This window comes from Priestia megaterium (assembly GCF_023824195.1).
Classification (GTDB): Bacteria; Bacillota; Bacilli; order Bacillales; family Bacillaceae_H; genus Priestia; species Priestia megaterium_D.
The window spans coordinates 4,761,744-4,775,009 of the sequence record NZ_CP085442.1 but is presented as its reverse complement, the minus strand read 5'-3'; the positions used below and the strand labels follow the sequence as shown (position 1 = coordinate 4,775,009).

Annotated in this window: 14 protein-coding genes and 1 riboswitch; of the genes, 10 read left to right on the top strand and 4 right to left on the bottom strand. The window is 38.3% G+C overall.

Translation table 11 applies throughout. From position 1 onward, the window contains the following. The 6 genes from menH to LIS78_RS24720 all read left to right on the top strand — a co-directional run bounded on the left by menH (position 1) and on the right by LIS78_RS24720 (position 8,200). Complete coding sequence (gene menH, locus LIS78_RS24745; protein WP_252284474.1) at positions 1-810, top strand: 2-succinyl-6-hydroxy-2,4-cyclohexadiene-1-carboxylate synthase; 810 nt, start codon at positions 1-3, stop codon at positions 808-810. Positions 811-826: 16 nt separating this feature from the next. After that, the gene (gene menB / locus LIS78_RS24740; protein ID WP_195781694.1) at positions 827-1,645 is read left to right on the top strand and encodes a 1,4-dihydroxy-2-naphthoyl-CoA synthase; all 819 of its coding nucleotides are present in this window, start codon (positions 827-829) and stop codon (positions 1,643-1,645) included. A gap of 82 nt (positions 1,646-1,727) precedes the next feature. Further along, positions 1,728-3,191: an o-succinylbenzoate--CoA ligase gene (locus LIS78_RS24735; RefSeq protein WP_252284473.1), complete on the top strand. Its 1,464-nt coding sequence runs from the start codon at positions 1,728-1,730 to the stop codon at positions 3,189-3,191. A gap of 3 nt (positions 3,192-3,194) precedes the next feature. Further along, on the top strand, positions 3,195-4,298 hold the full coding sequence (gene menC, locus LIS78_RS24730; protein WP_195781696.1) for an o-succinylbenzoate synthase: 1,104 nt from the start codon (positions 3,195-3,197) through the stop codon (positions 4,296-4,298). 279 nt (positions 4,299-4,577) lie between these two features. Next, a riboswitch (cobalamin riboswitch) is annotated at positions 4,578-4,763 on the top strand. Between the two features lie 133 nt (positions 4,764-4,896). After that, entirely contained in the window at positions 4,897-7,140 is a 2,244-nt protein-coding gene (locus tag LIS78_RS24725) for a ribonucleoside-diphosphate reductase subunit alpha (RefSeq protein ID WP_195781697.1), read from the top strand. A gap of 16 nt (positions 7,141-7,156) precedes the next feature. After that, positions 7,157-8,200 (top strand): ribonucleotide-diphosphate reductase subunit beta, encoded by a 1,044-nt coding sequence (locus LIS78_RS24720; RefSeq protein ID WP_098326348.1) that lies wholly within the window; start codon positions 7,157-7,159, stop codon positions 8,198-8,200. A 29-nt stretch (positions 8,201-8,229) separates the two neighbouring features. Here LIS78_RS24720 and LIS78_RS24715 read toward each other — a convergent pair whose 3' ends face one another. Together LIS78_RS24715 and LIS78_RS24710 are read right to left on the bottom strand one after the other, a co-directional pair. Continuing rightward, positions 8,230-8,433: a hypothetical protein gene (locus LIS78_RS24715; protein ID WP_013059559.1), complete on the bottom strand. Its 204-nt coding sequence runs from the start codon at positions 8,431-8,433 to the stop codon at positions 8,230-8,232. Positions 8,434-8,499: 66 nt separating this feature from the next. After that, a complete protein-coding gene (locus LIS78_RS24710) occupies positions 8,500-8,658 on the bottom strand; it encodes a DUF1540 domain-containing protein (protein ID WP_013059558.1) in 159 nt (52 codons plus the stop codon). A gap of 207 nt (positions 8,659-8,865) precedes the next feature. Here LIS78_RS24710 and LIS78_RS24705 point away from each other — a divergent pair, with 207 nt between their 5' ends. The 3 genes from LIS78_RS24705 to LIS78_RS24695 are packed head-to-tail and all read left to right on the top strand — an operon-like array spanning position 8,866 to position 10,431. Continuing rightward, complete coding sequence (locus LIS78_RS24705; RefSeq protein WP_013059557.1) at positions 8,866-9,147, top strand: DUF2325 domain-containing protein; 282 nt, start codon at positions 8,866-8,868, stop codon at positions 9,145-9,147. Positions 9,148-9,201: 54 nt separating this feature from the next. Then, positions 9,202-9,957 (top strand): hypothetical protein, encoded by a 756-nt coding sequence (locus LIS78_RS24700; RefSeq protein WP_245210636.1) that lies wholly within the window; start codon positions 9,202-9,204, stop codon positions 9,955-9,957. A gap of 15 nt (positions 9,958-9,972) precedes the next feature. Beyond that, entirely contained in the window at positions 9,973-10,431 is a 459-nt protein-coding gene (locus tag LIS78_RS24695; protein WP_252284472.1) for a flavodoxin, read from the top strand. A gap of 30 nt (positions 10,432-10,461) precedes the next feature. Here LIS78_RS24695 and LIS78_RS24690 read toward each other — a convergent pair whose 3' ends face one another. After that, entirely contained in the window at positions 10,462-11,499 is a 1,038-nt protein-coding gene (locus LIS78_RS24690) for a cytochrome d ubiquinol oxidase subunit II (RefSeq protein WP_195781699.1), read from the bottom strand. Between the two features lie 15 nt (positions 11,500-11,514). After that, on the bottom strand, positions 11,515-12,849 hold the full coding sequence (locus tag LIS78_RS24685; protein ID WP_013059553.1) for a cytochrome ubiquinol oxidase subunit I: 1,335 nt from the start codon (positions 12,847-12,849) through the stop codon (positions 11,515-11,517). A gap of 152 nt (positions 12,850-13,001) precedes the next feature. Here LIS78_RS24685 and LIS78_RS24680 point away from each other — a divergent pair, with 152 nt between their 5' ends. After that, entirely contained in the window at positions 13,002-13,247 is a 246-nt protein-coding gene (locus LIS78_RS24680) for a type B 50S ribosomal protein L31 (protein ID WP_013059552.1), read from the top strand. Positions 13,248-13,266: the final 19 nt, after the last annotated feature.

Sequence of the window (13,266 nt, the reverse complement as noted above, 5' to 3'; positions counted from 1 at the left end):
ATGATGTATCAATTAAATGGTGTATCTTACTATGTGCACACCGAGGGAAAAGGAGAGCCGTTGCTTCTGCTTCACGGCTTTACCGGTTCTTCTCAAACCTGGCGTACCTTTATGAAGAAATTCGTTAAAGACTATCAAGTGATTGCTGTTGATATGATTGGCCATGGCCAATCAGCAGCTCCGAAAGAAATCAAACCATATTCAATGGAATCAGTTGTTGAAGCACTGCATGAGCTGCTTCGACAGCTATCTCTTTCACAGGTGAATGTAATTGGATATTCAATGGGAGGAAGGCTTGCTCTTTCATTTGCTCAGCGATACCCACACCTTGTGAAAAAGTTGGTATTAGAAAGCGCATCGCCTGGTTTAAAAACACGAGAAGAACAAAAGCTAAGAAAAGAAAAAGATGAGCAGCTGGCGAGCCGCATTATGAAAAATGGCATTGAAGAATTTGTGAACTTTTGGGAGGAAATCCCTCTTTTTGATTCTCAAAAGCAATTGCCTAGCCATGTTCAAGAAGCGGTGCGTAAAGAAAGGCTTTCTCATACAGAAATCGGCCTTTCCAACAGTTTGAAAGGAATGGGAACGGGTGTCCAGCCGTCCCTTTGGGAGAAGCTAGACGATCTGTTGATGCCGGTTTTGCTTATTACTGGAGAAGTAGATCAAAAGTTTTGTTTAATTTCCAAAGAAATGCAAACATTAATGCCAAATGCTACTGCTAAAATTATTTTAGGGACAGGTCATGCAATTCACGTGGAACAACCTGAGATTTTTGGTAGAATAGTAAGTGAGTTCTTAGCTACTACATAATTAGGAGGAAATAAAGATGACAGTTGAATGGACATCAGTACGTCAGTATGAAGACATTTTATACGAAACATATAACGGAATCGCTAAAATTACGATTAACCGTCCGGAAGTGCACAATGCATTCCGTCCAAAAACAGTAATGGAATTGATCGATGCATTTGCTTATGCTCGTGACGATGCAAGCATTGGAGTAATTGTATTAGCAGGTGCTGGAGATAAGGCATTTTGTTCAGGCGGAGACCAAAAAGTTCGTGGCCACGGCGGCTATGTAGGAGAAGACGAAATTCCACGTCTAAACGTTCTAGATTTACAGCGTTTAATTCGCGTAATTCCAAAGCCGGTTGTTGCGATGGTATCAGGCTATGCAATTGGTGGAGGTCACGTTCTTCACATTGTATGTGACTTAACAATTGCAGCGGATAACGCAGTCTTTGGACAAACAGGTCCTAAGGTTGGAAGCTTCGATGCAGGATATGGCTCTGGTTACTTAGCTCGCATCGTAGGTCATAAGAAAGCGCGTGAGATCTGGTTCTTATGCCGTCAGTACAATGCTCAAGAAGCACTAGACATGGGATTAGTAAACACGGTCGTTCCATTAGAGCAGCTTGAAGCTGAAACAATTCAATGGTGTGAAGAGATGCTAGAAAAAAGTCCAACGGCTCTTCGTTTCTTAAAAGCAGCATTTAATGCTGATACGGATGGCTTAGCTGGTATCCAGCAATTTGCTGGTGACGCAACGCTTCTTTATTACACAACGGACGAGGCAAAAGAAGGTCGCGATGCATTTAAGGAAAAACGCAATCCAGACTTCCAACAGTTCCCACGTTTCCCTTAAACAGCTGAAACAGCTTGGTGATTATCATCAGGCTGTTTTTTCAATTTAATTTAGTTAATTAGTATAAAAAGGAGAGAAATCCATGAGTAGCCAAACGATTCCTAATGGGCTTATGCAAAGAGCATATTTGACGCCAAATCGAGTAGCGGTAGAAACAACGCAAACGTCCCTTACGTTTCAAGAGCTTCATAAGCGTGTTCAAAAAGTAGCACAGCAGCTTTCATTTAATGGTGTAAAACAAGGTGATACCACTGCTTTATGTATGAAAAATAGCGTAGAGTTTATTGAGATTTTACATGCGGTTTCTTATATTGGCGCTCGAGTGCTGCTCGTCAATACGCGTTTGACAAATGAAGAAATCGATTATCAGCTAACAGATGCAAACGTTTCGTTGCTTATTACAGATGAAACATTTTTAATAAGAGAATTCCAAAGTTCCATCACTCAGCTTACTTTATCTGCTTTAAAAAGTTCTTCAGAAGCAGAAACGGATTTTCAGAAAACGTGGAATCTCGAGGAGACGTTCACCATTATGTATACCTCTGGAACAACAGGTAATCCAAAAGGAGTGCTGCAGACATATGGGAATCACTGGTGGAGTTCCGTTGGTTCAGCGCTTAATTTAGGATTAAATGAAAAAGACTGCTGGCTTATAGCGGTTCCTTTGTTTCATATTAGCGGCTTATCTATTTTAATGCGGAGCGTCTTTTACGGAATGAAAATCATTTTAGAAGAACGATTTGAAGCAAGAGCAGTGAATGAAGCGATTGAAAACAAAGGGGTAACGATTATTTCGGTTGTCACTTCCATGCTATCCAATATGCTTGATGAGTTAGGGGAACGGAAATATCCGCATACGTTTCGCTGTATGCTTTTAGGAGGAGGACCTGCACCGCTTACTATTTTAGAGGCTTGTGTGAATAAAGAAATTCCTGTTTATCAAACGTATGGAATGACAGAAACATCTTCACAGTGCGTTACGCTTTCACCTGAAGACAGTTTGCGAAAACTGGGATCAGCAGGTAAACCATTATTTCCATGTGCAATGAAAATTGTAGATGAAAAAGGAAATGAAACAAGCGAAGCAGGAGAAATCATTGTTAAAGGTCCAAATGTTACAAAAGGATATTTAAATAAACCTGAAGCTACTGAAAAAGCCCTTCAACAAGGCTGGTTCTATACAGGAGATATCGGGAAAGTGGATGAAGAAGGCTTCCTATATGTATTAGACAGACGTTCGGACCTCATTATTTCTGGTGGAGAAAATGTATATCCAGCTGAAATTGAAAATGTTTTATTGAAGCACCCTGCTGTTAAAGAGGCTGGTGTAACGGGAGTAGCCGATGAAAAATGGGGACAAGTTCCGGCAGCATGCATCGTTACAAACGAAGACGTTTCAGATGAAGAGTTATCTTTACACATTCAACAATTTTTAGCGAAGTACAAACTTCCAAAGTATTTCGTTCGAGTAGAGGAACTGCCACGAACGGCTTCTAATAAAATCATACGCCGGAAACTATCATCTTTCATACAGAAAGGGAATTAATCGATGATTATAAAAAAAGTACATCTTTATAAAATTGACATGAAGCTTCTTTCTCCTTTTTCAACAAGCTATGGTACGGTGCAGGATCGAGAATTGATTTTGCTTGAAGTAGAAGATGAAAAAGGTTTTACGGGGTGGGGAGAGGTCGTTGCTTTTTCATCTCCTTGGTATACGGAAGAAACGATTCATACATGTTTTCATATGCTAGACGATTTTTTAATTCCTTCGCTTCTTCATCAGCACGTTCAAAAACCAGAGGACGTTCAAAAGCTATTCAAACCTCTAAAGCGAAACAACATGGCCAAAGCAGCTTTGGACTGTGCTGTATGGGATTTGTATGCAAAGCGGAAAAATAAGCCCTTAGCTGAAGTAATTGGCGGAGTAAGGCCTGCTGTAGAAGCTGGAGTGGTAGTTGGCTTAAATGATATTTCCATAATGAAAGAACAAATAAAGACTTACATGAAAGATGGCTATAAGCGCTTTAAAGTGAAAATTAAGCCGGGTGCTGACTATGAGCTACTGAAACAAATTCGAGATGAATTTCCAAGCATTCCTCTTATGGCTGATGCCAATTCAGCCTATACGTTAAGCGATAGTGATTCATTGAAGAAACTAGATGAATTGAATTTAATGATGATCGAACAGCCGTTAAGTTCTGATGATATCCTTGATCATCGATTGTTACAAAAGCAAATGAAGACGCCGATTTGCTTAGATGAAAGTATTGTGAGCTATGAAGATGCACGTCATGCCATCGAACAAAAAAGCTGTAAGATTATCAATGTGAAAATCGGTCGAGTTGGAGGAATGTCCGTAGCAAAGCAAATTCATGATTTATGCGCCCAGCATGGTGTAAGGCTTTGGGTTGGAGGAATGTTAGAAGCCGGGATTTCACGAGCTCATAACATCGCTCTTGCCACACTGCCTTCTTTCACGATACCAGGTGACATTTCTGCGTCGTCTCGCTATTGGGAAAAAGATATTATTAAGCCCGAAGTAGAGGTAGAAGCCGGAGTAATAAAGGTGAAGGAAAAACCGGGGATAGGATACGATATTGATAAAAAGTTTATCAAAACAATCACAGCATTTGAAAAAGAATACAAATAATTAAAAACCGTTTTTTTATGAAAAACGGTTTTTTTATTGATGTTGTCAATGTTTAGTAGAAAAATAGAACAAATTTTTTAAAAAGAGCACATTGTTCCATCAAGCGTGTCAAAACATGTTATGATGGAATAGTTTGATGAAAGAAGTCGAAGGGTTTTATCGTAAAAAACAAAATTATTTTTGAAAATAGGTTGATAGTTTTCTAAGTTGTCCTATATAATGTGTTTATAACATAACACAATATGTTGTTTTGAAATTCATAATAAAATACTATATTTTGTGTTTTCCAGTGAAAAAGGTGTCTGATAAAAAGACTTAAAAGGGAATTTGGTGAAAATCCAAAGCTGTCCCCGCAACTGTGAATGCTGATGAAATAAGGAGATCCACTGTGAGTAAACATCATGGGAAGGCCTTAAAGTAAAAAGAAGCATAAGTCAGGAGACCTGCCTTTTTTATGTCGTTTTATCTTCTTCGGGAGGTGAGAGGGTAGAGCGAGGATTGAGAAAAGACTTAGTGTCTTCTTCTATCTTCGTTCTATTCGCTCACCGAGGTACGGTGAGCGATTTTTTATTTTGAAGTGAAGAGAGGAGCCATATTTATGGTGAATACATTAAAACCTACAATTCTACATGAATTAACTGCATATATTGAACGTTTAAAAAAAGAATTTACGCAGCTTGATTTTTCTTTGTATGAGGAAAAGGTTATTCAAACTGTTACAGTAAAGGAAAATATGACGGACGCAAAGGTTGCAAACGTACTAATTTTGGCAGCCCTAGAGCGTATTTCAATGGAGGAACCAGATTGGACGTACGTAGCGGCAGACGTCTACTTAAACGAACTATATCGAAAAGCAGCGGACAACCGAGGTTATGATAAAAAAGAAAAGTACGGTTCGTTTTATCAGCTTATTCAAGAACTAACAAAAATCGGCATTTATAATAAACAACTATTAAAAACATATACAGAAGAAGAAATTAATGAAATTGCTTCAGTCATTATTCCTGAACGCGATCGTTTATTTACATACATTGGATTGCTGACATTAGCAGATCGCTATTTAGCGACATCGCATGATAAGCGCGTATACGAACTACCGCAAGAACGTTTTCTTATCATTGCTATGACGCTGATGTCTCAAGAAAAGAAAGAAAATCGAACAGCATTAGTAAAAGAAGCGTACTGGGCGCTTTCTAGTCTATATATGACGGTTGCCACACCAACACTTTCGAACGCAGGAAAGAGCTACGGACAGCTATCTAGCTGCTTTATTGATACGATTGATGACAGCTTACGCGGTATTTATGATAGCAATACAGATTTGGCCACGCTTAGTAAAAATGGAGGCGGAATTGGTGTCTACCTCGGTCATATTAGAAGCCGAGGAAGTGATATAAAAGGTTTTAAAGGCGTATCATCAGGAACAATTCCATGGATGAAACAGCTAAATAATACGGCTGTAAGTGTCGATCAGCTAGGTCAACGACAAGGAGCTATTGCCGTATATTTAGACGTATGGCATAAAGACATCTTTTCATTCTTAGACGCGCGTTTGAACAATGGTGACGAACGCCAGCGCACGCATGATTTATTCACTGGCGTATGTCTGCCAGATTTGTTTATGGAAAAAGTAGAAGCACGTGAAGACTGGCACTTATTCGATCCTCACGAAGTTCGTACGCTGATGGGCTACTCGTTAGAAGATTTTTATGATGAAGAAGAAGGCAGCGGTTCGTTCCGCACTCGTTACGCTGAGTGTGTAAATAATGAACAGCTTTCAAGAGAAACAGTACCTGCTATTGAAATCTTCAAGCGCATTATGCTTTCGCAGCTTGAAACCGGAACGCCTTATATGTTCTATCGTGATACGGTTAACCGAGCTAATCAAAACCGCCACGAGGGCATGATCTACTGCAGCAACTTATGTACAGAAATCACGCAAAACCAAAGCACAACGGTAGTAACAGAGGAAATTACGGAAGACGGAAAAATTATTATTACAAAGAATCCGGGCGATTTTGTTGTATGTAATCTTTCTTCTATCAACTTAGCGAGAGCCGTAACTGAAGATGTGCTTGAACGTTTAATTCCAATTCAAGTACGCATGCTTGATAACGTTATTGAGTTAAATGATTTGCCAGTACTTCAAGCAAAACTAACAAACCAAAAGTACCGCGCAGTAGGGCTTGGCACATTTGGTTGGAACCATTTGCTTGCCTTAAAGAAAATAGCATGGGAAACAGATGAAGCGGTAGTCTATTGCGATGAATTGTATGAGCAAATTGCTTACTTAACCGTGCAGGCAAGCATGAACTTAGCTAAAGAAAAAGGCGCATATCCATTATTTAAAGGCTCAGATTTTGAGTCAGGCGCTTATTTTGAAACACGTAAATACACAAGCGAAGCGTGGAGTGAACTGCGTAACGAAGTTCAAAGCAATGGGATAAGAAATGGATACTTAATGGCTGTAGCACCTAATTCATCAACATCTATTATCGCGGGTTCTACTGCAAGTATTGATCCGATTTTCCGTAAGTTTTATTCAGAGGAAAAGAAAAACTATAAAATCCCGGTGACGGCACCAGATTTATCACCAGCAACAAACTGGTATTATAAGTCCGTTTATTTAATTGATCAGCACTGGAGCATTAAGCAAAACGCAAAGCGCCAGCGCCATATTGATCAATCCATTTCATTCAACTTATACGTACAAAACGATATCCGAGCAAAAGAACTGCTAGATCTTCATATGACGGCATGGAAAGAAAAGTTAAAAACGACCTACTACGTACGTTCAACATCAAGTGAAGTCATTGAAGAATGTGAAAGCTGTCATAGTTAAAAGGAGTGAATAATTGATGACAAGCATGTTAAAACGAGAATTAATGAACGAAACAGCTCCGAACCGTTCGACAGGAATCATTAACGGCAAGAGCTCAAATATTCTAAATTGGGATGACGTCCGATTTTCATGGGCGTTCCCTAAATACAAGCGTATGCTAGCTAACTTCTGGACGCCGTTTGAAATTAATATGGGTCAAGATATTAAGCAGTTCCCTCAGTTAACGGCTGACGAACAAGAGAGCTTTTTAAAAATTATTGGCTTGCTGGCGCTACTGGACAGTATTCAATCAGATTATGCTAGCAAAGTAGCTGACTATGTAACCGATTCTTCGATTAATGCTCTAATGATTATTTTAGCGCAGCAAGAAGTGGTTCATAATCATTCGTATTCATATGTTTTATCAAGTCTTGTACCAAAAGGAAAACAAGATGAAGTATTTGAATACTGGCGTACAGACGAAAAGCTCCGCGCTCGAAATGACTTTATTACAAACGGATATAAAGCATTTAGCGAAGAAGCAACGGTTGAAAACTTTTTGAAGTCTATGGTATATGATGTTATTTTAGAAGGCCTTTTCTTCTATAGCGGATTCGCGTTCTTCTATAATCTTGCGAGAAATCAAAAGATGGTGGCGACATCTACGATGATTAACTATATCAATCGTGATGAACAGCTTCACGTTGGGTTATTTGAAAAGATTTTCAAGGAAGTACTAAATGAAAATCCAGCTTATCGTACGGAAGAGCTAGAAACGTTTGTAGTTGAAACATTCCAAGAGGCAGCTCGTCTTGAAATTGAATGGGCGGAATCTGTTATCGGAGAAAAATTCGACGGCATCACGATGAAAGAACTGCAGCAGTATATTGAATACATGGCTAATAAACGCTGTAATCAGTTAGGCTTCGGTCGAGCTGCTTTCCCACAAGCACCGATTGAAAATCCTCTTCGTTGGATTATTGCTTATCAAGAGGTAGATTTAGGAAAAACGGATTTCTTTGAACAGAAATCACGACAATATACAAAAGCATCAGATGCGAATGGATTTGATGATCTATAAACACAAAAGCTGACTAATTTCCTTATTGATTAGTCAGCTTTTTTTAAGTGAATAAGTCCAAGTTCTAACGCACGTGTGGTAATTAAGTCATCAATTTCTTCTGGAATGTTTTCAAGTGTTCCCCATTTGTATGTCCATAAATGAGTAAACGATTGTACATAGATTGGAAAGGTTTGTTCATTTGCTTTTATTGCTTCTTCTTTAAAAAAATGAATCAGTTGTTCAGTTTTCATATTAGTCTCCTTTTTTATGATCTTGAAGAGAGAAAAAAGACAACCCAGAGGCTGTCCTTTTGCGGGTTACGCTTCAGTTGGCTTGAACGTTTTACAGTCTGTTTCATAACTGCTTGCTGCATGTTTTCCGCTATGACTTACCACGTAAATTTCTTCTGCGCTGCAGTGATTTCCATTTTTCCAAAAGTGACAGTTATTTACTTCACAAAGAATGTTTTGTTCCAACGTTAACCCTCCTTTGTATGTGATAGCTATAGTATGGTCAAAATTCAACTAACTTATAAGAAAGGTGGTAGACTTTCATTTTAATTGAGAATTTTTATCAATTAAACATTGACAAAGAGAATCATTCTCAATTAAACTGTGTATATAGTAAAGAATACAGGTTGTTGTCAAATCATTAAATGAATAATTAATTGGGAGGGAACAAACATGTCATCAGTTATGGTTGTAGGAGGAGACAGGTTAAAGCATATTACAGATCGTTTAGCGGGAGAAGGATTTAATGAAGTAATTCATTTAGATGGCCGTAAAAGCAATATGGTGAAGCGAGAAATCCCCGAACATATTGGGTTTGTATTAGTTATTACGGATTTTATTAATCACAATATGGCAAAAGTCATTAAAGAGAAAGCAAAAAAACAAAAAAAACCGATTTATTTCGTCAAACATTCATGGAGTGCTATTCGTAAAGTGATTGAGCAAATTTCATGATTTAATTTTTAATCATTATTGAGAATGAATTTCAATTAGGGTGGTGAGACATAGGTGGAACCGATAAAAGTGCATATAAAGACACTCTCTAACGACCACATCGAACAATTTATTCGATGTCCGTACAAATTTTATCAGCAGCAGCTTCTTTTGAAAAAAACATCTATAGATTGGAAACAGCTTGTTCAAGTAACTGTCCATCAAATCATTAAAACATACTATAGCAAGCCAGTTGAGTATCGCTCAACCCTCTATGTTTTACAGCTTATTGAAAAATATTGGCGCCTAAAGCCAAATATGTTTTCATCACCCATTCACTATTACGATGTGTTAGCTAAAGTAAGCGATTATTTACTAAGGTTTTTAGGAGAGAAAGCACAGGTGGAACTACCGCTTTTTGTGTTTGAGAAATACAGCGTTTATGTAGAAGAAATTCAAAGCAACCTTTCTCTAACCATTGATTTTGCTGCATGGACAGAGAAGTCTTATACGGTAACAAAATTCATTCTAGATGACCATGAAGAAGTGAAGAACGCAATGAAAGACTTTATTATCGTTTTTTCGAAACAAGCTTTTAAAAAGGTTCCTGAACAAATTCGTTTTTATTCATTATTAACTGGGGAAACAACAACTTATCATATTGCACTAGACGATTATAAAAAAGCCATACTTCAACTACATATTGTCAAAAGTGTGTTAATGGAACCAAAACATTTTCAAAAGAATTATGCATCCAGTGAGTGTGAAAACTGTCCTCTTCAACGAGAATGTGCTAAAGAAGGGGATGTGCGGCCAACACTGCTGGTGTAAAGGAGCGTCATTTACATGAAGGAAATCTTACTAGCTTATGCGAGTATGTCAGGTAACACAGAAGCGATAGCCGATTTGATCGAAGAAGAATTAGTCAAGCATGGATTGCATGTGAAACGAGCAGAAGTATATGACATTGATGCTTCTGACCTTGTATCCGCAGAATCTATTATCTTTGGAGCTTATACGTGGGGAGATGGAGAGCTGCCAGATGATTTTTTAGATCTTTATGATGAAATGGATGACATAGATCTCAGTCAAAAGCAGATGGCTGTATTTGGTTCAGGTGATTCATCATATGATGTTTTTTGCGGAGCAGTTGATTTAATTGAAGAAAAAATAAGGGGACGTAATGGAAATATAGCCGTTCCCGGTTTGAAAATCGAGCTCTCTCCCTTTGGAGAAGATGTAGAAAAATGTAAGGTATTTGCTAAAGATTTTGCTGAAGTAGTAGCAAAATCTGCTGCTTCATAAGAAAACCCGGTCAAGTGCTGACCGGGTTTTTTAATATGGCTTCTTTTTGCTGTATTCTTTATTATCTTTCATAAATAGACGCCAGAAATAAAAGAATCCAGGAAATAAAATAGCAAAGCCAACAATATACACAATAAATAAAGAATGAAACGCATCGGGATGTGTAAATCCATTCTCAATCGTTACGTTTGGATAGACAACATAAGGTAAATGGCTTAGTCCGTATACGTAACTTGCTAAGAAATATTGAAGGATAATGGATACCACGGCTAAACGAGGCATGCCTTTTCCTTTTTGAGAAGGTAGCAGCAGAGCAATGCCAGCTACTACAAATAGACCTACAGATCCGTAAAGAAGGGGCTTAAACTGCATCATTTTATCATATAACCAGCTTGCTTCTGATTGCATTGTAATCATAATAAAGATAGCCATTAGCAGGGAAAGAGGTCCTGTAATGAGCGCATCACGCCGATAGACCGCATAAGCTTCCATTTCGTCAGATGACTTCGAGTAATCTGCTAATAACAGAGACGATAGAAACAGCGAAGAGCTTATGGCAAATCCGATAAATGAATAGACGTGCGGACTTGAAAATACTTTTGCTAAATTTAATCGCTGCGTTCCATCAATTATATCAATAAATCCACCTTGACTTACTGGTAGTACAGCGATTAAAAAAGCAGGAATTAACACGCCAGATATACCGGATATATAAACCAATGCTCTCCGATATTTAAAACTGCTAGCATAATGTGAAAACACTAAAAACCCGCTTCGAATAGATAAGAGAAGTAAAATGATACTTCCGGGTATTAGTAACACTGTGCCAAGCGTAAAAGTAGCACGAGGAAAAAAGCTAAACAGCGCAACAACAATCGCAACAATAAATACATTAGTTACTTCCCAAGTAGGCGATAGATATCTGTTTGCTACATCTGTAGCATTTGTTTTCGTACGATTAATATATACCATCGACCAAAAACCAGCTCCAAAGTCCATTGTTCCCATTACGGCATAGATAAAAATGAAGCCCCATATTACAGTAATTGCTAGTAATGAATCAGCCATATTCTCACATCCTTTTTAATCTGCTTGCGCAGCAAGCTCTTTAGAAAGCGGATTTCTTCTGAAATAAAACACCAGTACAAGGGCGACTGCGGCCACGAGTACGATATAAACAAGCAAAAATAAAAAAAATAAAATATGCAAATTAGCAGAAGTGGTAACTGCTTCTGATGTACGCATGATGCGGTAAATGACCCAGGGTTGTCTTCCTGTACATGCAAAAATCCATCCGAATTCAATGCCCATGATCGCGAGAGGACCTGTTGCGACAAATGCCCACATGAAAATTTTAGGGAAGCTTTTCTTCTTTAAAAACTTGTACCAAACAACGCCCACTAGCGCCACTAAAATTAAAATCGATCCGATAATGACCATACCGTTAAACAAGGTATGCACAAAAAGCGGCGGCCAATAATCCCTAGGGAAGTCATTGAGTCCAGTAATCACTGTATTAAAGCTATTACCTGACAAGAAGCTGAGCATCCATGGAAACTCAATTCCATACTTGACTCGTTGTTCTTTTTCATCTGTAAATCCGCCTAAAGCTAATGGAGCATGATCTTGAGTTTCAAATAGACCTTCAGCTGCTGCGAGTTTTTCGGGTTGATATTCATATACTTTTTGCATGGATTCATGTCCATTCAAAGCCGTTACAAAAGAAAAAATCCCGCCGATTACCAATCCCATCATCAACGCTTTATGATGGAATTTATATTCTCTTGGATTATGTTTTCGCGCACGAAGCATTTTAAAGGCAGCTACTGAAGCAATGACAAAGCCTCCGGTTGTATAGGCAGAAACAGCTACGTGACCGGACGTTACAAAGAAACTCGGGTTAAAGAAAGCTGCCCAAGGATCTACGCTTACAATTTCGCCATTCAAAATTCGAAATCCAGCAGGCGTTCCTTCAAATGCGTGCACGTTTGTAATTAAAACGGCAGAGGCAAGAGCGCCTATTGCTACTAAAATCAGACTAATAATCCGCATTTTTCGAGAAATACGGTCCGCTGCGTATACATAAATAGAGAGAAACAGAGCCTCAATAAAGAAAGCATAAATTTCAATTTGAAAGGGAAGAGCCATCACTTTTCCTACGATTTCCATAAAACCTGGCCAAAGCAACGCTAATTGCACACCAGCAATCGTTCCCGTAGGAATGGCGACTCCAAGCAGGACAGCAGCTCCTTTTGTCCAGCGCTGTGCCATAAGTTCATAATCTTTATCTTTTGTTTTGTAGTAAAGAATTTCAGCCAATAAAATCATGAGAGGAATGCCGACGCCAAGAGTGGCAAAAATGATATGTACCCCCATGTTCAGGCCAAACATTGAACGTGCAGTAACTAAATGATCCATTCATTTTTCAACCTTTCCAGTAAAGTATTGATAAACCTTATTGTCCACTTTTTACCACGCTTTATGCATCAGAATTGGTAAAACATATAACTTGAAAATAGTAATCATTACGATTATAATAAGTGTATATTGTTTTAAAGGAGAGATATTTAATGAAAACAAATATTCATCCAGACTATCGTAAAGTTGTATTTATGGATACAAATAGCGGAACATCATTTTTATCAGGATCTACAAAACAATCAAATGAGACCGTTCAATGGGAAGATGGCAACACGTATCCGCTTTTAAAAGTTGAAATCAGTTCGGATACACATCCATTTTATACAGGAAAACAAAAATTTGCTGATAAAGGCGGCCGTGTAGAACGCTTTAAACAAAAATATAAATTACAATAAAAAAACTAGCCGAGAGGCT